The sequence below is a fragment of the Pseudomonas kermanshahensis genome (assembly GCF_014269205.2).
Lineage (GTDB): Bacteria > Pseudomonadota > Gammaproteobacteria > Pseudomonadales > Pseudomonadaceae > Aquipseudomonas > Aquipseudomonas kermanshahensis.
Map to the genome: position 1 here is coordinate 2,340,997 of NZ_JABWRY020000001.1, position 19,996 is coordinate 2,360,992.

A 19,996-nucleotide genomic window follows, 5' to 3' on the forward strand; every position below is an offset into this window, starting at 1 on the left:
GTGCCTGGGTCATCACCCAACAGATGAATGGAGTGTTCCCTATGCAGACTTCGAGCACAGGCGTGTCGCGTACCCGGCAGGTGGTCGCTGCCGTCATCGGCAATGCGCTGGAGTGGTATGACTTTATCGTGTACGGCTTTCTGGCGAGCATCATCGCCCGGCAGTTCTTCCCCTCCGACGACGAATACGCCTCGCTGCTGATGGCCCTGGCCACCTTCGGCGTGGGCTTTTTCATGCGCCCGGTGGGCGGCGTGCTGCTGGGCATGTACGCCGACCGCAAAGGCCGCAAGGCGGCCATGCAGCTGATCATCCGCCTGATGACCGTGTCCATCGCCATGATCGCCTTTGCGCCCAACTACCTCGCCATCGGCATGGGCGCGCCGTTGCTGATCGTGGTGGCGCGCATGCTCCAGGGCTTCGCTACAGGGGGCGAATACGCCAGCGCAACAGCGTTTCTGGTGGAAAGCGCACCCGCCCATCGCAAAGGCCTGTATGGCTCCTGGCAACTGGTGGGGCAGTGCCTGGCGGTGTTCTCGGGGGCGGCGATGGTGGCGTTGGTGACGCACCTGTGCACGCCTGAGGCGCTGGACAGCTGGGGCTGGCGAATCCCGTTCGTGCTTGGCCTGCTGATTGGCCCGGTGGGGCTGTGGATTCGCAAGCACATGGAAGAACCCGAAGAGTTCCTAGAGGCGCGTAAACAGGCCAAGGGCCAGGCGCCGGGGCTGTGGCAGGTACTGCGGGAACACCGCCGCAGCCTGCTGGTGTCGATGGGCCTGGCGTGTGGCGCCACGGTATCGTTCTACGTGGTGCTGGTGAACATGCCGACCTTCGCCCACAAGAACCTCGGGTTGCCGCTGGACCAGGTGCTGTTGGTGCAGATGCTCGCGGTGGGGTTGATGACCGTGGTCATCCCGCTGGCGGGGGCCTTGTCTGACCGGCTGGGCCGGCGACCGGTACTAATGGCCTTCACCCTGGCCTTCTTCGTGATGGTTTATCCGTTGTACGTGTGGGTGGCGGCGGCGCCGTCGATCGAGCGCCTGCTGGTGATGCAGCTGCTGCTGTGCACCGCCATCGGCGGGTTTTTTGGCCCGGCGCCGACTGCCCTGGCCGAGCAGTTCCCGGTCGAGGTGCGTTCGACCGGGGTATCGGTGGCCTACAACGTGGCGGTGATGGTGTTCGGCGGCTTTGCGCCGCTGATCGTCACCTGGCTGAGCAAAGCCCTTAACACGCCGGTGGCGCCGTCGTTCTATGTACTGTTTGCTTGCCTGCTGACGCTGTTGGGCACCTACTGCCTGAAAGAAGCGCCGCGTGCGGGTAAAGCTGTCGCGTTCAACCTTGGAGTGAAACCGTGAAGCCGCTAGCCATCGACCCAATCGTAGCGCTGGATGCCGAGGTGTTGTCCCGCGCAATTCATGCCCGCCAAGTATCGTGCCGTGAGGTGATGCTGGCGTACCTCGCCCATATCGAGCGTTTCAACCCGCAGGTCAATGCGCTGGTGTCGCTGCGTGCGGCCGAGGTGCTGCTGGCCGAAGCCGATGAGCGCGACGGTGAACTGGCGCGGGGGCAGTCAAGGGGCTGGATGCAGGGCATGCCCCAGGCAATCAAAGACCTTGCTGCCACGGCCGGGCTGCGCACCACCCTGGGTTCGCCGCTGTTCGCTGAGCAGGTGCCCGAACACGATGCGGTCAGCGTGGCACGGGTCAGGGCCAGTGGGGCGATCATCGTCGGCAAGAGCAACGTGCCGGAGTTCGGCCTGGGCTCGCAAAGCTACAACACCCTGTTTGGCACCACCCTCAATGCCTACGACCCAAGCCGGGTGGCCGGCGGCAGCAGTGGCGGGGCCGCGGCGGCCTTGGCCCTGCGTTTGCTGCCGGTGGCCGATGGCAGCGACATGATGGGCTCGCTGCGCAACCCGGCGGCGTTCAACAACGTGTTCGGCCTGCGCCCGTCCCAGGGGCGGGTGCCGCATGGTCCGGCGCCGGAGGTGTTCCTGCAGCAACTGGCCACCGAAGGGCCGATGGGGCGCAGCGTGGTCGATGTCGCGCGGCTGTTGACGACCCAGGCAGGCTTCGATGCAAGGGTGCCGTTGTCGCTGAGTGGCGGCAAGGTTGATTTCGCTGAAGGGTTGCAGCGCGACTTTAAGGGCGCGCGGCTGGGCTGGCTGGGCGATTATGACGGCTATCTGCCGATGGAAGACGGAGTGCTGAGCCTGTGCGAGTCGGCCCTGACGGATTTTGCCGAGCTGGGTTGCCAGATCGAGGCCTGCCAGCCGGCCTTTGACTTGGCGCGCCTCTGGCAATGCTGGCTGACCCACCGCCACTTCCTGGTGCACGGCACCCTCGGTGCTGCCTATGCCGACCCGGGCAAGCGTGCCCTGCTCAAGCCTGAGGCGCAGTGGGAAGTCGAGGGCGGCCTGCACCTGAATGCTGCGCAGGTGTACCAGGCTTCGATAGACCGCAGTGCGTGGTACCAGGCCCTCGGCAGGTTGTTCGAACGTTACGATTTCCTGCTGTTGCCTTCGGCCCAAGTGTTCCCTTTCGATGCACAGCAGGCGTGGCCGAAGGCGGTCGCAGGGCGAACGATGGACACGTATCACCGCTGGATGGAGGTGGTAATCGGGCCGACCCTGGCAGGGCTGCCGAGCATCAGTGTACCGGTGGGTTTCAGTACCACGGGGTTGCCGATGGGCCTGCAAATCATTGGCCCAGCCCAGGCGGACCACGCGGTGTTGCAACTGGCCCATGCCCATGAGCAACTGAGCCGCTGGGTCGAACGGCGGCCGCCGCCGTGCTTGCAACTTGCGTAAAGGCCCTGGGTAGGCGCGGTTCTTGCTGTGCATGATGACCAACCCGCCAAGTGACAGGGAGGTCAGACACATGGGCAACATGACAGACAGTGGCGGCGTACGCTCGGTGGAGCGGGCGCTGGCCATCGTCGACTTGCTGGGCGAACACCAGGCATTGGGGCTTGAAGAACTGCATTACCTGACGGCGCTGCCCAAGGCCACGGTCTCGCGCATGCTCGCCACCTTGCAGGAGCAGGGGTGGGTCTACCGGGGCTTGAGCGACCGGCGCTATCGCCTGTGTGCCCGGCGCCTGTTCGGCGACCGCCAGTTGCGCTTCAAGCGGCGCCTGGTGGAGCAGGCGGCGCCTTGGCTGCTTGAGCTGAGCGAACGCACCGGGCTGGTGGCAGACCTGTCGTGCTTCGATGGCGAGCGGCTGGAGGTGATGGAAAGCGCCATCCCTCAGGTGTTGCGCAAGCGCTACCCGAACAACTGCCAGATCGTCGGCCACCATGCCAGCCTGTTTCATTCGGCGATGGGGCGCGCGTGCCTGGGGGAGCTGGACGGTAACGAAGTGCAGCGCTTGGCCAGCCACCAACGGTTGGGTGATGACAGCCTGTTGCGCGATATCGAGGAGGATGCGCACAAGGGCTTTGGCCAGCGTACCGAGGGGCATTGGGAATACCCGGTGCGGTTGCCGTTTCTGATCCGGGCGATCGCCTTGCCGGTGCGGGTCGAGGGGCAACTGGCGGGCAGCATCGCCCTGCACTGGCCGGTGGACCAGGCGCCGGTGGAGCGGGTGTTGAGCCTGCACCTGGACCGATTGGCGGCGACAGTGGGCCAGGTGCAGCATGCGCTAGAGGCTTGAAGAAACCTGTACTGGCCTCTTTGCGGGCAACGCGGCCTCGCGAAACTCACTCGGGCTCACCCCCGAGTGCTTGCGAAAAAACCGGCTGAAATACCCCACATCGACAAACCCCAGGTCATGGGCAATCTCTTTCACGCTGAGGCTGGAATGCCCCAGCGCCCGTTTGGCCTCCAGCACCAACCGGGCGTTGATGACATTCATCGGGGTCATGCCCAGGTGTTCCTGGCACAGCCGCCCCAGCGTGGCCAACGTCAGCCCGAGTTCAGCGGCATAAGCCCCCAACGACCAATGCTCGCGAAAGTGCATGTCCACCAGCTCGCGGAACCCGGTCAGTTGCTGGCTGCGCCTGGACGGTGGGCGACGCCCGTTACCACTGGCCTGTGGTTCGTGGCGCAGCACCTGGATCAGCAGCGTCAGCAACAGTGACATGCTGCTGGCCACATGCTCGCGAGCGCGGTTGTGGTATTCCTCGTGCAGGGCGCGGCACAACGGCAGCAGGGGGTCTTCGTCGGCTTCCCAGCGGGGCAGGGCGATCACCTGGGGTTTGCGGACCGTTGCCAGCAGGTTCGGCGCCAGTACCTGGGTGATGCTTTCCAGCGGGTGCTGCGCCGCCGTGATCACCTGGCCCTCGACCGCACCGGCCCACTGGAAGCCATGCACCACCTGCGCCGGCACGTACACCACGCAGGGCGCCTGGGCCTGCACGCGGTCACTGTCGAACAGCACTTCACCGCCGCCGCTTTGCAGGTACAGCAACTGCAGCAGGCCTTCGTGACGGTGCGCGGCGATCTCCCAGTTGTGGGCACCGGAGCGTTTGGAGATCGACTCCACATGCAGCGACTCGTGCCACACCGGCTGTGCAGTCTCACCGTACAGGGCGTAATTGGGGATCTTGTTCATGGTGTTGTAATTGTTTTGATCGGTACCCGGCTACTGTGCCACAGCCGCTGAACAGGTTCAGGGGCGGAGCAGCAAATTGTCGGGAATGTGGGGTTGGTTGCAGGTTTTGTCCATTCTGCCCGGGTGCCTGTCAGCCCTAGGCTGTTCGCCAGATGAAGCGACACTCTGGAGAGCAGCATGCATAACAACAAGATTAGCGCTCACTGGCTGGGCCTGGATTCAGCCGTTTGTGTAGTGACCGGCGCGGCCGGCGGCATTGGCGCGGCACTGGCTGCCGCGTTGGTCGAACAGCAAGCCCATGTGGTGTTGCTGGACCGCGACCTGGGCAAGTGCCGTGAGCTGGCGGCCACCTTGGGCGAGCACAGTGTCGGCGAGGTCAGCGCGCTGGGGTGCGACATCGCCGACCCCGACAGCGTAAGCCACGCCGCGGCACAGGTGCAGGCGCTGCACGGCCGCTGCGATGTACTGATCAACAACGCCAGTGTGCTGCGCCCGGGTTCGCTCGACGTGCTGACCCTGGAGCAATGGAACCAGGTGTTGGCGGTCAACCTCAGCGGCTACCTGCTGTGTTCGCAGGCCTTCGGCAGCTTGATGCTTGCCCGAGGCCAGGGGCGCATCGTGCATGTAGCGTCGATCGCGGCCCATTACCCTCAACCCAACAGTGGTGCCTACAGCGCGGCCAAGGCCGGGGTCAGCATGTTGTCCCGGCAGATTGCCGTAGAGTGGGGGCCGCGCGGGGTACGCAGCAACGCGGTGTGCCCGGGGTTGATCCGCACGCCGCTGTCGGCGGCGTTTTACGCGGACCCGCACATCGAACGCCAGCGCAGCGCCATGACCGCCAACCAGCGCATCGGCGAGCCGCAGGACATCGCCGAGGCGGTGCTGTTTCTTGCCAGCCCGCGTGCCGACTACATCAACGGCGCCGAGCTGACGGTCGATGGCGGGCTGGAGAGCATGCCCATGGCGTTGATCCCGCGCCCCGGTTTCGAGGGCGTACGCGCATGAACACACGCACCTGCGATGTACTGGTGGTGGGGGCGGGAGCCGGCGGCCTGGCGACGGCGATCACTGCGAAAAAACACGGCCTGGATGTGGTCGTCATCGAAAAGGACGACTGCTTCGGCGGCACCACGGCGTTCTCCGGTGGGGTGCTGTGGGTGCCGGGCAACCGGCATGGGATGAACGACAGCGATGAGGCGGCGCTGACCTACCTGCGCAACGAAACCGGCGACTGTTTCGACGAAGTGGCGGTCAAGGCGTTTCTGCGTCACGGGCCAGACATGGTCGAGTTCTTCGAGCGCGAGACCGCCGTCAAATTCGTCCCCACGCTGTACCCCGACTATCACCCACACGTGGAAGGTGGCGTCGATGTCGGGCGCTCGATACTGGCAGCGCCCTACGACATTCGCGGCCTTGGGCCCGACATGGCACGCCTGCGGCCACCGCTCAAGACCATCACCTTCATCGGCATGATGTTCAATTCGTCGAATGCCGACCTCAAGCACTTCTTCAATGCCACCCGCTCGCTGACCTCGTTCGTGTATGTGGCCAAGCGCTTGCTGACCCACCTCAAGGAGTTGGCGCTGTACCGGCGCGGCACTCAGGTGACCAGCGGCAATGCCCTGGCGGCGCGGCTGGTGAAGTCGGCGCTGGACCTGGGCATTCCGATTTTGACCGGGACCCCGGCCAGGCACCTGTTGCGTGAAGGCAATCGGGTCACTGGCGTGTTGGCGAAACAAGGCGACAGCGAACTGCGCATCGAGGCGCGGCGCGGCGTGGTGCTGGCCTGTGGTGGGTTTTCCCATGACGTGCAACGGTTGAAGCAGGCCTACCCGCATGTGCGTCGGGGTGGCGAGCACTTTTCGCCGGTGCCAGCAGGCAACACGGGTGATGGTGCGCGTATGGCTGAAACGATGGGCGCCAAGGTCGATATCCGCCTGCAAGCGGCGGCGGCGTGGATGCCGGTGTCCAAGGTGCCGATGGGGGCAGGGCGATTTGTCGCGTTCCCCCATTTGCTCGACCGTTACAAGCCCGGTGTGATCGGCGTGCTGCGCTCAGGCAAGCGCTTTACCAACGAATCGAATTCCTACCACGACGTGGGTGCCGCCTTGATCGAGGCGTGTGCAGAGCAACCGGAAACCGCCATGTGGCTGGTCTGTGACCGGCGCACCCTGGCCAAGTACGGCCTGGGTTTCGCCAAGCCCTCGCCGATGCCGCTGGGGCCGCTGTTGCGTAACGGCTACTTGCTCAAGGGCAGCAGCCTCACCGAGCTGGCGCGCAAGGCCGGGATCGATGCCGCCGGGCTGGAGCAGACCGTACGTGAGTACAACCTGGGCGCCGTTCAGGGTGAGGACCGCCAGTTTGGGCGAGGTACCACGCGTTTCAATCGCTACCTGGCCGACCCGCAGCACACGCCCAACCCGTGCGTGGCGCCAGTGGCCGAGGGGCCTTACTTTGCCGTGAAGGTGATCATGGGTGACCTGGGCACCTTCGACGGCATCCGCACCAGCGTGGTCGGCGAAGTGCTGGGCGCCGATCAGCAGGCCATCGACGGCCTGTACGCCGTCGGCAACGACCGCGCCAGCATCATGGGCGGCAATTACCCCGGTGCGGGCATCACCCTGGGGCCAATCATGACCTTTGGCTACATCACCGGGCGCCACCTGGCGGGCGTCGAACAAGGGCTGGCGACAGCGGGCAAAGCGCGGGAGGTTGCATGATGGACAAGCCTGTCGTCGATCACAGGGTCTACACCATCCGCCCACGTGGCATGGCGGCCTTTCTCGAAGCCTTCGACCAGCTGGCCATGCCGATTCTGCTGCGCCATCTCGGTGCGCCGCTGGCGTTCTACACCAGCAGCATTGGCCCGCTCAACCAGGTGGTGCACTTGTGGGGCTATGACAGCCTCGATGATTTCGAAAAACGCAGCGCCGCGCGGGACGCTGACCCGGACTTCGCAGCCTACCTGCAGGCCACCCGCGATCTGGTCGTGGCCCAAGAGACGCGGATCATCCGGCCTGTGCGGCTGCCCAGCCTCGTTCACCGGTAATGCTGTCTGGGTCGCATGGCGGCCCACTGCCGATGCACCTTCATAAAAACAACAACAGGTGATACCCCATGAACAACGCCATTGATGTGCGCCAACTGATCGACCAGCAACCCATCGGCCGCTACCAGAAATGGGTGGTCTTCTTGGGCTTTCTGATCATCGCCCTGGATGGGCTGGACGTCGCCCTCATCGGTTTCATCGCACCGCAATTGAAAAGCGATTGGGGCCTGGGCGCGCAAAGCCTGGGCCCCGTGTTGAGCGCGGCCCTTATCGGCCTGGCGCTCGGTGCACTGATCGCCGGCCCCTTGGCCGACCGCTATGGGCGCAAGGCGGTCTTGCTGGGCAGTGTCCTGCTGTTTGGTATCTGGACCTTGGCCTCGGCATTCTCGCCCGACCTCGAGACCCTTGTTGCCCTGCGTTTTCTGACCGGCCTGGGCCTGGGCGCCGCCATGCCCAATGCCAGCACCCTGGTCAGTGAATACGCGCCGGCGCGCAGCCGCTCGCTGCTGATCACTCTGGCCTTCTGTGGTTTCTCACTGGGTGCGGCGGCAGGCGGTTTTGTCAGTGCCTGGATGATCCCCAACTTGGGCTGGCGCAGCGTGCTGGTGCTGGGCGGCGTGCTGCCGCTGCTGACAGTGCCGTTGCTGTGCTGGAGGTTGCCCGAGTCGGTCACCTTCCTGGTCAGCAAGGGTGCTGACAAGCGTCGCATCCACGCCATCGTCAGCCGCCTGGCACCGGAGCGTGTCAACGCCGACAGCACCTTCATCGTACCGGCCAGCGCGCCCAGCAGTGGTGGGGCGATTGCGACCATTCTCTCGCCGCGCTACCGCTTTGGCACGTTGATGCTTTGGGCTGGCTACGTGCTGGCGCTGTTTCTGGTTTACCTGTTCAGCGGCTGGTTGCCCACCTTGGTAAAGGAGGGGGGCGGCTTCTCGGTGGCCGAAGCGGCCATCGTCACCGCCTGTTTCCAGATCGGCGGGCCGCTGGGGGCGATCTCGGTGGGCTGGGCCATGGACCGCTGCAACCCGCAACGGGTACTGATGCTGACCTTCTTGTTCAGCGGTGCGGTGATCTTCGCCATTGGCCAGGTGGCCGGGGATTTTGCCTGGCTGTGCGCGATTGCCTGGGCCGTGGGCTTTGGCCTCAATGGCGCGAGTGTGGGCATGAATGCCTTGGCAGCGGCGTTCTACCCCACCGAAGCGCGGGCGACCGGTGCCAGTTGGATGAGTGGCATCGGCCGCTTCGGGGCGATTCTCAGTGCGTTTGCCGGCGCCCAGATGCTGGCCATGGGCTGGAGCTTTGCACAGGTGTTCGCGTCGTTGCTGATCCCGGCGGTATTGGCTGCGCTGGCAGTGTTGTTGCAGGGGCGTCATGCCGGTTCAGGCCGGCGCGCCGCCCGGCAAGCGGTGTAAAGGTCGCTGGAACATGAACACCTGCAGGCTTTCGCTCAGTTTTCGCGGCTGTACATCCTGCATTCAGCCAGCAACGCCAGCAGGTTCGGTTCCCGTTCCCGCGCCTTCAAAAACACCACGCCAATGTGCTGTTGCAGGCGATAGCGTGGTTGCAGGGCAATCAACTTCACCCGGTTCTCGTAGACCGCAGCGATTCGCCCTGGCAGCAGGGCAAAGCCAACGCCGGAGCTGACCATGCTCAGCAGGGTGAAGATATCGTTCACCTGCATGGCCACCTTCGGCTCGAACCCTGCCTGCTCGAATACCCGCGCACCATCACGGTGGGTGGCAAAGCCTTGGGTCAGGGTGATGAAGGTGGAGTCGGCGAGGTCGGCCAGGTCCACCTCGGCGTGCTCGGCAAAGGGCGAGTCGGTGGGGACGGCAAGGAAGATGTCGTCGGAGAACAGCGGCAATTGCTCGCAGGCGGGGTCGCAGACGCTTTCGTCCAGCGACACCAGGATGGCCTCCAGTTCGTGGTTCTTCAGGCGTTGCAGCAGGTCGACGTTCGAGCCCAGGGTCAGGTCGATGTTGAGCGCGCTGCGGCGCAGTTTCAGGCCCATGACCAGCTTTGGCACGGTCTTTACCGTTAGCGAGTACAGGGCGCCCAAGCGGAAACGTTCGGCATAGAACCCCGCAGCCTCACGGGTCTGGCGGACCATCTGCTCGGCGTCCTGGATCAGCTGGCGGGCTTTTTTCTCCAGCACGTAGGCGCTTTCCAGCGGGATCAGTTGCCGGCCTTCGTGCTTGAACAGGGGGCAACGCAAGGCGCTTTCCAGCGAGTGGATGGCGCGGTGCACGCTAACGGCACTGGTGGACAGCTCGGCGGCGGCGCGGCCGAGGTTGCCACTGCGCATGAAGGCGAGGAAGGTTTCCAGCTTTTTGAGGGTCAGTTCTTCGTCGATGAGCATGGGCGGCCTGAGAGGTTGGGCAGCGGTTGAAGGTTAGAGCATCGAGGTGTAGGGGTTGAGTGTTGTGGCGCCTGTGAGATCGAGCGCCGCCCGCGCGGCGCTCGATCTCACAGGCGCCATTGAACTCAAAGCATGCACCATGCACACCTCACCCCATCGATTCAATCAACGCCCACAACCGCGCATCATCAAAGTCCTCGATCACCAGCCCAGCCCCGGCGTCCATCAGGCGTTCGGCAGTCTGAGTAGTCGCAACGCCAACCGTAAAGATCCCCGCACCACTGGCAGCCTTGACCCCGGGCAACGAGTCCTCGAAGGCCAGCGCTTGCCCGGCCTCGGCCCCGAGCCGCTGTAGCCCGGTGAGGTAGGGCAGCGGGTCCGGCTTGGCTCGCTCAAGCTCCTCGGCCACCAACACATGCTCGAAGCGGGCCTCCAGCCCCATGGCCTGCAACATGTGCTCGGCATTGAGCCGGGGGGCGTTGGTCACCACGCACATCCCCAGGCCACAGGCTTGGCCGTGCTCCAGCAAGCGCAACAGGCCGGGCATGGGCGCAAGCGACGGCGCCAGCGAGCGGAACAACGCCTCTTTGCGATCCGCCAGGGCCAGGCATTGCTGCGGGCTGGCATCGGCAAACAACTCGGCGAACAGTTCGCCGTTGGCCCGGCCACTGACCTGTGCATCGAACTGGGCCTGGCTCAGTTCACGGCCGTCATGCTCGCGCAGCAACTGGCGGAAAGCCTGCAGGTGCAGGGTATCGGTGTCGGTGAGGGTTCCGTCGAGGTCGAACAGCAGGGCAGTCAGCATCAGGTATCCAGGTATGAAAAAACACAAGCCCGACGATCATAACCAATGCGGACGACGAAGGGGGCTGTTCAGTGTGTGGCGAAAAGAGTACAAATGTACTCCATGGACAATCTGACCCCCAAACGCCGCGCCATTCTCGAATTTATTCGTGAGCGCATTGCTGACCACGGCCAGCCACCGAGCCTTGCCGACATCGCCACGCGCTTCGGCTTCGCCTCGCGCAGCGTCGCGCGTAAACACATCACCGCCCTGTGCCAGGCCGGCCATATCGACGTCACGCCGAACCAGGCGCGAGGTATTCGCCTGGCTCAACCGCTGCGCCGCCCGGAAATCCTGGAAGTGCCGGTGCTGGGCCAGGTCGCGGCAGGTGCCCCGATCGGCCCGGACCTCGACATTCACGAGCAGTTGCTGCTCGACCCCAGCCTGTTCCGGCGCACGCCCGATTACCTGTTGAAAGTGCGCGGCGACTCGATGGTCGATGACGGCATCTTCGACGGTGACCTGGTCGGCATTCGGCAACAGGGCGAGGCCCGTGACGGGCAGGTCGTGGTCGCCCGCCTGGACGGCGAGGTGACCATCAAGCGCTTGCAGCGTCAGCCTGGCGGTTACCGGCTGTTGCCGCGCAACCCGGCCTATGCGCCGATCGATGTGGGCCCTGAGCAGGAGTTCTTCATTGAAGGCGTGTTCTGCGGCCTGCTGAGGCGCGACTGATGGGCGCGGTGGTCGATCTCGACAGGCTGCTCGATCAGCGTCAGGTCTGGCGCGGGCGGCAGGTTCAGGCCCGGCCACTGGGGTTGCAGCCGACCGGGCATGCCGCGCTCGACCAACGCCTGCCCGAGGGCGGCTGGCCGGCCGCGGCGCTCAGCGAACTGCTGCTGGCCAGCCCGGGGTGCGGTGAGCTGCAACTGCTGTGGCCCTCACTGGCGCGCCTGACTACAGAAGGTGGCCGCGTGGTGCTGGTCGCGCCGCCGTTCATTCCCTATGCCCCGGCCTGGCAGGCAGCGGGGGTGGATCTACGCTGGCTGGCCCAGGTTAGCGCCACGCCTGCCGACGCACTGTGGGCGGCTGAGCAATGCCTGCGTTCAGGCAGTTGCGCCGCCGTGTTGTGCTGGCCGGAGCGCGCCGATGACCGGGCACTGCGGCGCCTGCAGGTGGCCGCCGAGACCGGCCAGGCGCTGGCGTTCGCCTGTCGCCCACAGCAGGCGGCACACAACCCGTCGCCGGCCGCTCTGCGTATTGCCATCGACACTCGGCCGGCACAGTGGCGTGTGCTCAAGAGCCGGGGCGGCATGCCGCCAGCGCTGCCCATCGCGCTGCCCGGCTGAGGCTGATGCATCATGCTCTGGGCCTGCATTCTGCTGCCACAGCTGGCGCTGGACACTGTTCTGCGCGAGCGTGACGACCCTGAAACGCCCCTGGTAGTGATTGGCGGCCCGACACAGCGCCGTGTGCTACAGGCGGTCAACCCCGCTGCCGCAGCGCTCGGCCTGCGTGCCGGGCAAACCCTGACCACGGCGCGTGCCTTGGCCGATGGCTTCACCTGCGTAGAGGCCGATGACAAACGCATCGAGCAGTTGCAACAGCTGCTGGCAGCCTGGGCCTATCGCTTCAGCGCCCAGGTAAGCCTGCATTACCCAAGGGCTTTGTTGTTGGAGGTCGGCTCCAGCCTGCAGCTGTTTGGCCCCTGGCCGTTGTTCGAGGCACGCCTGCGCCAGGAGCTCAGCGCGTTGGGCTTGCGGCAGCGCATCGTGCTGGCCAGCAACCCGGTGGCGGCCCGCATGCTCGCCAACGGCCACGATGGCCTGGCGGTAACCTGTGCCGACGCCACCCGCGCCGTGCTGGCACAGATGCCCATCGACCGTGTCGGCTTGCCGCTAGAGGCCGCCGAGGCCTTTGCCCGCATGGGGTTGCGCCAGTTGGGCCAGGTGCTGGCCTTGCCGCGCGACGCCCTGGCCAAGCGCTTTTCTGCGCAGGTCCAGTTGCACTTGGACCAACTGCTCGGCCTGCGTACCCTGGGGCTGGGCTTCTACCAGCCGCCGGACCGCTTCGAGTCGCGCCTGGAGCTGAACTTCGACGTGGAGTCGCACCAGGCGTTGTTGTTCCCGCTGCGCAGAATGCTCAACGACCTCGGCGCGTTCCTGGCTGGGCGCGATTGTGGCGTGCAGCGTTTTTGCCTGCACCTGGAGCATGCCCAAGGGCCGGACACGTTGCTCAAGGTTGGCCTGCTGGCGGCCGAACGTGACCCTGCCATGCTCTTCGAACTGGCAAAAGGGCGCCTGGAGCCCCTGCAAATCCCCGCCCCGGTACGCAACCTGCGCTTGGTCGCCGATGACCTGCCACCTTTCGTGCCCCAGCACCAGGCGCTGTTCGATCCCCGCGCCCAGCAGGCGCAGCCCTGGGAGCAGTTGCGTGAACGCTTGCGCGCACGGTTGGGCGACGAGGCCGTCAAGGGGCTGAGCGCCGAGGCCGATCACCGCCCCGAATGTGCCTGGCAAGCGGCAGAGCAGGGCGCCCAAGGCAGCCTGCCGGTGTTGCCGGGTAGCCGCCCCGGCTGGCTGTTGCCGGCGCCCGTGGCGCTGGAGGCGGCCGGCCACCGTGTGCTGGGGCATGCCGAGCGCATCGAGTCGGGCTGGTGGGACGGGGGCGACGTGCGCCGTGACTACTACCGCATCGAAACCCGCGACGGCCTGCGCGGCTGGGCCTACCGCGACCTCAGCCAGCCAGGCCCTTTGTGGTTGCAAGGCTGGTTTGCATGAGCCGGTTCGGGTATGCCGAATTGCACTGCCTGTCGAACTTCAGCTTCCAGCGGGGGGCGTCGAGTGCCGATGAGTTGTTCAAGCGTGCGCGCGAGCAGGGCTATGACGCCCTGGCGATCACCGATGAGTGCACCTTGGCCGGTATCGTCCGCGCCTGGCAGGCCGCCAAGGCGCACCAGCTGCGGCTGATTATCGGCAGCGAAGTCCGCCTGCAGGATGGCCCGAAACTGGTGCTGCTGGCGGAAAACCTCACCGGTTACCAGAGCCTGTGCGCGCTGATTACCCGTGCGCGACGGCGGGCGGAAAAGGGCGCCTATCAACTGTTCAGCGAGGACCTGCGCGAGCATCACCAAGGCTTGCTGGCGCTGTGGGTTGCCGAGGATGCCGACGACCCTGAACCCGGTGAGGGTTTGCGCACGCTGTTCGCCGAGCGGCTGTGGCTGGCCGTGCACCTGCACCGTGGCAGTGATGACGAGGTGCGGCTTGGCAAACTGCGCCAGTTGGCGAGCAAGGTCGGTATCCGCGCAGTGGCCTGCGGTGACGTGCACATGCATGCACGCGGTCGCCGTGCCCTGCAAGATTGCATGACCGCCATCCGCCATCATTGCCAGGTGGCCGAAGCGGGTCGCTACCTGTACGCCAATGGCGAGCGTCACCTGCGCAGCCCTGAGCAGTTACAGGAACTGTACCCGGCCGACCTGCTGGCCGAGACCCTGGTCATCGCCGAGCGCTGCCGTTTCGACTTGAGCGAACTGAAGTACCAGTACCCGCGTGAATTGGTGCCAGACAGCCACACCCCGGCCAGCTGGCTGCGCGAGCTGTGCGAGCGCGGCTTGCCGATGCGCTGGCCGGGTGGGCCGAGCGACAAGGTGCGCGAGGTGCTGGCAAAGGAGCTGGCGCTGATCGAGGAACTGGCCTACGAAAGCTATTTTTTGACCGTGCACGATATCGTCGCCTTCGCCCGCAGCCAGCATATCCTCTGCCAGGGCCGGGGCTCGGCCGCCAACTCGGTGGTGTGTTTCGTGCTGGGGATTACCGAACTCGACCCCATGGAGCACCGTTTACTGTTCGAGCGCTTTCTGTCCCGCGAACGCAATGAGCCGCCCGACATCGACGTGGACTTCGAGCACGACCGCCGCGAAGAGGTGATCCAGTATGTGTTCCGGCGCTATGGCCGGCACCGGGCCGCACTCACCGCCGTGGTCAACACCTACCATGCTGCCGGTGCGGTGCGTGATGTGGCGCGGGTGCTGGGGCTGCCGGCGGACCAGGTGGATGCGCTGGCCAAGTGCTGTGGCCGCTGGAGTGATCGCATCCCCGATGCGCAACGCCTGGCCGAGGCCGGTTTCGAGGCCAGCAGCCCGTCGCTGCGGCGGGTGCTGGTTCTGGCCGGTGAGCTGATCGGTTTTCCCCGGCACCTGTCGCAACACCCTGGCGGTTTTGTCATCTCGCAGCAGCCGCTGGATCAACTGGTGCCAGTGGAAAACGCCGCCATGCAAGAGCGCACCGTGATCCAGTGGGACAAGGACGACCTGGACATGGTCGGTTTGCTCAAGGTCGATGTGCTGGCGCTGGGCATGCTCAGTGCCTTGCGCCGCTGCTTCGACCTGCTGCAGCGCCACCGGGGCCGGCAATTGACGCTGGCAAGCATCCCGGGGGAGGACCCAGCCACCTACGCGATGATCAGCCGAGCCGAAACCATGGGCGTGTTCCAGATCGAATCTCGGGCGCAGATGGCCATGTTGCCGCGGCTCAAGCCCGTCACGTTCTACGATCTGGTCATCGAGGTGGCCATCGTGCGCCCCGGGCCGATTCAGGGTGACATGGTCCACCCGTATTTGCGCCGGCGCCTGAAGCAGGAGCCCGTGACATACCCCTCGCCTAAATTGCAGGAAGTGTTCGAGCGCACCCTGGGTGTGCCGTTGTTTCAGGAACAGGTGATGGAGCTGGCGATGGTGGCTGCCGATTACAGCCCGGGCGAGGCCGACCAGCTACGCCGCAGCATGGCGGCCTGGAAGCGCCACGGCGGGCTGGAGCCGCACCGCGAACGGCTGATTCAAGGCATGTTGCGCAATGGTTACGAACGGTCGTTTGCCGAGCGCATCTTCGAGCAGATCAAGGGGTTTGGCAGCTATGGCTTCCCCGAGTCCCACGCGGCCAGTTTCGCCTTGCTGTGTTACGCGAGCAGCTGGCTCAAATGCCATGAGCCGGCCATTTTCACCTGCGCGCTGGTCAACAGCTGGCCGATGGGCTTTTACAGCCCTGACCAACTGCTGCAGGACGCCCGGCGCCAGGGCGTCGAGGTGCGGCCGGTGGATGTGTTTCACAGCGAATGGGATTGCACGCTTGAACCGGTGGGTGAACACGCGCTGGCCATACGCTTGGGGCTGCGGCAGGTCCGTGGTTTTGCCGAAGCTGACGCCCGGCGTCTGGAGCAGGCGAGGGCGCAACGGCCTTGGCGCGATGTTGAAGACTTGTGCCTGCGTGCAGGGCTCGACCACCGCGCCCGTGCCCGTCTGGCTGATGCCGGGGCCCTGAGGGCTTTGGCGCGTGACCGTCATCAGGCGCGTTGGCAGGTGGCGGCGGTGCAGCCACAGTTGCCCTTGTTCGCAGAGGTCGAAGCGTTACCTGAGGTCGTGGTTGCGTTGCCTGCACCGACTGTCGGCGAGGACCTGGTTGCCGACTACCAGACCCTGGGCACCACGCTTGGGCCCCACCCGTTGCGGCTGCTGCGCCCTCGTTTGCGAGCGTTGGGTTGCCGCAGTTCGCACGAGCTGTCAGCTGTCGAGCATGGCGACAACATTGCCGTGGCCGGGCTGGTGGTGGGCAGGCAACGCCCGCAGACGGCCAGCGGGGTGACGTTCGTGACGCTGGAGGATGAGTACGGCATGGTCAACGTGGTGGTCTGGCGTGACTTGGCCGAGCGGCAGAGGCGGGCGTTGGTGGGGGCGCAATTGCTCAAGGTGAGCGGGCGGCTGGAGCAGGAGAACGGGGTGCGTCACCTGATTGCGCGGCGGCTGGAGGATATCAGCACCTTGCTGCAGGGGCTGGATGTGCGCAGCCGCGATTTTCATTAGCCTGCCAGCGTTGCCTGTTGCGTTGACCGTTGTAGGAGCAGCCTTGCGCTGCGAAGAGGCCGGTGACAACTTCAGCAGATCTTCTCTGGTATCGCCGGCCTCTTCGCAGCGCAAGGCTGCTCCTACAAGGGTTAGGCAAGGGCTTCAGACCATCGCCAAGCGTTGCTTGCGGGTCGGTACTGGGAATGCTCGGTCAATCGCCCGCAGGTCTTCGCTGCTCAGGGTCAGCAAGCCGGCCGCCGCATTCAGTCGCACATGCTCTGGGTTTACCGCCTTGGGAATGGCAATCACCCCCTCATCACGGGTCACCCAGGCCAGGCTGACCTGGGCCGGTGTCGCACCGTGGCGCTCGGCGATCTCGGCCAGCACAGGGTGCTGCAACAACTGCCCGGCCTGGGCCAATGGGCAATACGCCATGGTCGGCAAGGCGCGTTTCTGGCTCCACGGCAGCAGGTCGAATTCGATGCCGCGTTGCACCGGGTTGTACAGCACTTGGTTAGTGGCGCAATCGGGGTTGTGCAGTTCGCGCAAGTCATCGACATCGAAATTGGACACCCCCCAACGCTTGATCTTGCCTTGTTCGCGCAACCGCTCGAACGCTTCGACGGTTTCCTCCAGCGGATGCTGGCCACGCCAGTGCAGCAGGTACAGGTCGATGCAGTCAGTGCCTAGGCGTTTTAGGCTACGCTCGCAGGCGGCAGGCACGCCGCGCTGGCTGGCATTGTGCGGGTAGACCTTGCTGACCAGAAACACCTGGTCGCGGCGCCCGGCGATGGCGTGGCCAACTACTTGCTCTGCGCCGCCCTCGGCATACATTTCAGCCGTATCGATCAGGCTCAGGCCCAGCTCGATACCTTGTTGCAGGGCTGCCACTTCAGCGGCCCGGCGGCCAGGGTCTTCACCCATGTACCACGTGCCCTGGCCAATGGCCGGCACCTTCGAACCTGCCAGTTTCACGTATCGCATGTCACCTCCGGGATCTGGGTATGGGAAAGCAGTACCTCGAGCAGCGCCTGCGCTGCGGTGGACAGTTTGTGCTCACTGAGCGCGATGACACCCATGCGCCGCTCCACGGCGGGCTCGACCAGCGGCACGCAGCGGGCACCGAGCTCCTGCATCTGGTTGATACACAGCGCCGGCACCGCGCTGACGCCCAGGCCGCTGGCAACCATGCGGCCAACGGTCGACAGTTGATGGCTCTCGAATGCCACCGCCAACTTGCCATGGCTGGCCGCGACGTTCTGTTCCATCAACAGACGAACCGCCGACGGGCGCTGCAACGCGATGAAGTCTTCGGCCAGCAGTTGCGCCCAACTGACCTGGGGCAGCCCGGCCAGTGGCGAGTCGGCGGGCACCACGGCGACGAAGCGGTCCATGTACAGGGGGTAGAAGTCCAGGCCATCGGTGTTGTCCGGTTCGAAGCCGATGCCCAGTTCGACGCGACGGTGGCGCACCAGTTCCTGTACTTGCTCGTTGATCACGTCATGCACGGTGACGTTGACTTTCGGGTAGCGCTGGCGAAACACCTTGAGGGTGTGCGGCAGCAGGTTACCGGCGAAGGCCGGTATGGCCGCCACCGAAACACGCCCCAGTTGCAGGGTGAAACGCTGGCGCAGCATTTCTTCGGTGTCGTCCCAGTCGGCCAGCAGGCGCCGGGCCAGCGGCAGCAGTACCTCACCTTCGGCAGTCAGGCTGACACTGCGGGTGGTGCGGCTGAGCAGGGCGCCGCCGAGGTTTTCCTCAAGCGCCTTGATGGTCAGGCTCAACGCCGGTTGCGATACATGCAGGTGTTCACCGGCCTGGGCGAAGCTCTGGTACTTGGCCACGGCGACGAAGGCGCGGAGTTGCTTGACGTTCATGACGGCCCTGATCGTTGTTTTGAAAAAGTTATCAATCGATGATGAAAACAAAATTAACAAATCAGTCGACTAAGGTGAAGATGGGGGCACACGCTCACCGACAGCCTCGTCGGTTCAACAACTACAAAAGGCGGATCAACATGGCCGGACTGGACAAGCGCGTAGCAACGTATGAAGAGGCCCTCGACGGCCTGACCGACAACATGACGGTATTGGCCGGTGGTTTTGGCCTGTGTGGCATCCCGGAAAACCTCATCAACGAGATCAAGCGCCGTGGCGTCAAGGGCCTGACCGTGGTGTCGAACAACTGCGGTGTCGACGGTTTCGGCCTCGGCGTATTGCTGCAAGACCGGCAGATTCGCAAGATGATCGCCTCCTATGTCGGCGAAAACGCCGAATTCGAACGCCAACTGCTCAGTGGTGAGCTGGAAGTCGAACTGACCCCACAAGGTACCCTCGCCGAAAAAATGCGCGCCGGTGGTGCTGGCATCCCGGCGTTCTACACCGCCACGGGCTACGGCACCCCGGTCGCCGATGGCAAAGAGGTGCGTGAATTCAAGGGCCGCCACTACATTCTCGAAGAGTCCATCACAGGCGACTTTGCCATCGTCAAGGGCTGGAAGGCCGACCACTACGGCAACGTGGTGTACCGCAACACCGCGCAAAACTTCAACCCGCTGGCGGCCACGGCCGGCAAGATCACCGTGGTCGAAGTGGAAGAGATCGTCGAGCCGGGCGTGCTGCTGCCCAGTGAGATTCACACCCCGGGTATTTTCGTTGACCGCGTGATTGTTGGCACCTTCGAAAAGCGTATCGAAAAGCGCACCGTCAAGGCCTGAGCGCCATCCTTCAGAACAACAAAGAGATCCTGACCATGGCACTGACCCGCGAACAGATGGCGCAACGCGTCGCCCGTGAACTGAAGGACGGCTACTACGTCAACCTCGGCATCGGCATCCCGACCTTGGTGGCCAACTACGTACCCGCTGACATGGATGTGATGTTGCAGTCGGAAAACGGCTTGCTCGGCATGGGCGAATTCCCCACCGAGAGCACGATCGATGCCGACATGATCAACGCCGGCAAGCAAACCGTCACCGCTCGCCGTGGCGCGTCGATCTTCGATTCGGCGCAATCGTTCGCCATGATCCGCGGTGGCCACGTCGACCTCACCGTGCTCGGCGCCTTCGAAGTGGATGTGCAAGGCAACATCGCGTCGTGGATGATCCCCGGCAAGTTGGTCAAGGGCATGGGCGGTGCCATGGACCTGGTGGCCGGTGCCGACAATATCATCGTGACCATGACCCACGCGTCCAAGGACGGTGAGTCCAAGCTGCTGCCGCGCTGCAGCCTACCGCTGACCGGTGCCGGTTGCATCCGCAAGGTGCTGACCGACCTGGCCTACCTGGAAATCGACAATGGCGCCTTTATCCTGCGCGAGACTGCGCCGGGGGTGAGCGTTGAAGAAATCATCGAGAAGACCGCCGGCAAGCTGATCGTGCCGGATGATGTGAAAGAAATGACCTTCTAACCCGCAAGCG

General features: G+C 64.8%; 18 protein-coding genes. 13 read left to right on the forward strand and 5 right to left on the reverse strand.

What is annotated here, in order from left to right; genetic code table 11:
* Positions 1-41 precede the first annotated feature (41 nt).
* The 3 genes from HU764_RS10860 to HU764_RS10870 all read left to right on the forward strand — a co-directional run bounded on the left by HU764_RS10860 (position 42) and on the right by HU764_RS10870 (position 3,650).
* Positions 42-1,352, forward strand: a complete 1,311-nt coding sequence (locus HU764_RS10860) for a citrate-proton symporter (protein WP_186703780.1) — start codon at positions 42-44, stop codon at positions 1,350-1,352.
* Positions 1,349-2,806: an amidase gene (locus tag HU764_RS10865; protein WP_186703779.1), complete on the forward strand. Its 1,458-nt coding sequence runs from the start codon at positions 1,349-1,351 to the stop codon at positions 2,804-2,806. Before HU764_RS10860 ends, HU764_RS10865 begins: the two co-directional genes overlap by 4 nt.
* A gap of 70 nt (positions 2,807-2,876) precedes the next feature.
* Positions 2,877-3,650, forward strand: a complete 774-nt coding sequence (locus HU764_RS10870) for an IclR family transcriptional regulator (protein WP_186703778.1) — start codon at positions 2,877-2,879, stop codon at positions 3,648-3,650.
* On the opposite strand, the gene HU764_RS10875 is transcribed toward HU764_RS10870, so the two are convergent.
* Positions 3,639-4,550, reverse strand: a complete 912-nt coding sequence (locus HU764_RS10875; protein WP_186678112.1) for a helix-turn-helix domain-containing protein — start codon at positions 4,548-4,550, stop codon at positions 3,639-3,641. The genes HU764_RS10870 and HU764_RS10875 overlap by 12 nt on opposite strands.
* 177 nt (positions 4,551-4,727) lie before the next feature.
* Here HU764_RS10875 and HU764_RS10880 point away from each other — a divergent pair, with 177 nt between their 5' ends.
* The 4 genes from HU764_RS10880 (at position 4,728) to HU764_RS10895 (ending at position 9,011) form a co-directional block, all read left to right on the forward strand.
* Positions 4,728-5,555, forward strand: coding sequence for an SDR family NAD(P)-dependent oxidoreductase (locus tag HU764_RS10880; RefSeq protein WP_099454307.1), 828 nt, complete (start codon positions 4,728-4,730; stop codon positions 5,553-5,555).
* Complete coding sequence (locus HU764_RS10885) at positions 5,552-7,270, forward strand: FAD-dependent oxidoreductase (RefSeq protein ID WP_186703777.1); 1,719 nt, start codon at positions 5,552-5,554, stop codon at positions 7,268-7,270. Before HU764_RS10880 ends, HU764_RS10885 begins: the two co-directional genes overlap by 4 nt.
* The gene (locus tag HU764_RS10890; RefSeq protein ID WP_186678116.1) at positions 7,270-7,599 is read left to right on the forward strand and encodes an NIPSNAP family protein; all 330 of its coding nucleotides are present in this window, start codon (positions 7,270-7,272) and stop codon (positions 7,597-7,599) included. The genes HU764_RS10885 and HU764_RS10890 overlap by 1 nt, the downstream gene beginning before the upstream one ends.
* 68 nt (positions 7,600-7,667) lie before the next feature.
* Positions 7,668-9,011 carry an MFS transporter gene (locus tag HU764_RS10895; protein ID WP_186678118.1) on the forward strand — a complete coding sequence of 448 codons (1,344 nt, stop codon included), beginning with the start codon at positions 7,668-7,670 and terminating at the stop codon, positions 9,009-9,011.
* A 35-nt stretch (positions 9,012-9,046) separates the two neighbouring features.
* On the opposite strand, the gene HU764_RS10900 is transcribed toward HU764_RS10895, so the two are convergent.
* Positions 9,047-9,958 carry a LysR family transcriptional regulator gene (locus HU764_RS10900; RefSeq protein WP_186678128.1) on the reverse strand — a complete coding sequence of 304 codons (912 nt, stop codon included), beginning with the start codon at positions 9,956-9,958 and terminating at the stop codon, positions 9,047-9,049.
* A gap of 148 nt (positions 9,959-10,106) precedes the next feature.
* On the reverse strand, positions 10,107-10,763 hold the full coding sequence (locus tag HU764_RS10905; RefSeq protein WP_027593439.1) for an HAD family hydrolase: 657 nt from the start codon (positions 10,761-10,763) through the stop codon (positions 10,107-10,109).
* A 93-nt stretch (positions 10,764-10,856) separates the two neighbouring features.
* Here HU764_RS10905 and lexA point away from each other — a divergent pair, with 93 nt between their 5' ends.
* The 4 genes from lexA to HU764_RS10925 are packed head-to-tail and all read left to right on the forward strand — an operon-like array spanning position 10,857 to position 16,596.
* Entirely contained in the window at positions 10,857-11,474 is a 618-nt protein-coding gene (gene lexA / locus HU764_RS10910; protein WP_085272942.1) for a transcriptional repressor LexA, read from the forward strand.
* Positions 11,474-12,088: a translesion DNA synthesis-associated protein ImuA gene (imuA, locus tag HU764_RS10915; protein WP_186703776.1), complete on the forward strand. Its 615-nt coding sequence runs from the start codon at positions 11,474-11,476 to the stop codon at positions 12,086-12,088. The genes lexA and imuA overlap by 1 nt, the downstream gene beginning before the upstream one ends.
* Positions 12,089-12,100: 12 nt before the next feature.
* Positions 12,101-13,519, forward strand: coding sequence for a Y-family DNA polymerase (locus tag HU764_RS10920; protein WP_186678130.1), 1,419 nt, complete (start codon positions 12,101-12,103; stop codon positions 13,517-13,519).
* A complete protein-coding gene (locus tag HU764_RS10925) occupies positions 13,516-16,596 on the forward strand; it encodes an error-prone DNA polymerase (protein WP_186703775.1) in 3,081 nt (1,026 codons plus the stop codon). The genes HU764_RS10920 and HU764_RS10925 overlap by 4 nt, the downstream gene beginning before the upstream one ends.
* A gap of 144 nt (positions 16,597-16,740) precedes the next feature.
* Here HU764_RS10925 and HU764_RS10930 read toward each other — a convergent pair whose 3' ends face one another.
* Positions 16,741-17,562: an aldo/keto reductase gene (locus HU764_RS10930; RefSeq protein WP_186678137.1), complete on the reverse strand. Its 822-nt coding sequence runs from the start codon at positions 17,560-17,562 to the stop codon at positions 16,741-16,743.
* On the reverse strand, positions 17,550-18,455 hold the full coding sequence (locus tag HU764_RS10935; RefSeq protein WP_186703774.1) for a LysR family transcriptional regulator: 906 nt from the start codon (positions 18,453-18,455) through the stop codon (positions 17,550-17,552). Before HU764_RS10935 ends, HU764_RS10930 begins: the two co-directional genes overlap by 13 nt.
* Before the next feature lie 140 nt (positions 18,456-18,595).
* On the opposite strand from HU764_RS10935, the gene HU764_RS10940 reads away from it, so the two are divergent.
* Positions 18,596-19,294, forward strand: coding sequence for a CoA transferase subunit A (locus HU764_RS10940; protein WP_027593432.1), 699 nt, complete (start codon positions 18,596-18,598; stop codon positions 19,292-19,294).
* A gap of 35 nt (positions 19,295-19,329) precedes the next feature.
* Positions 19,330-19,986 (forward strand): CoA transferase subunit B, encoded by a 657-nt coding sequence (locus HU764_RS10945; protein WP_027593431.1) that lies wholly within the window; start codon positions 19,330-19,332, stop codon positions 19,984-19,986.
* The last annotated feature ends 10 nt before the right edge of the window (positions 19,987-19,996 follow it).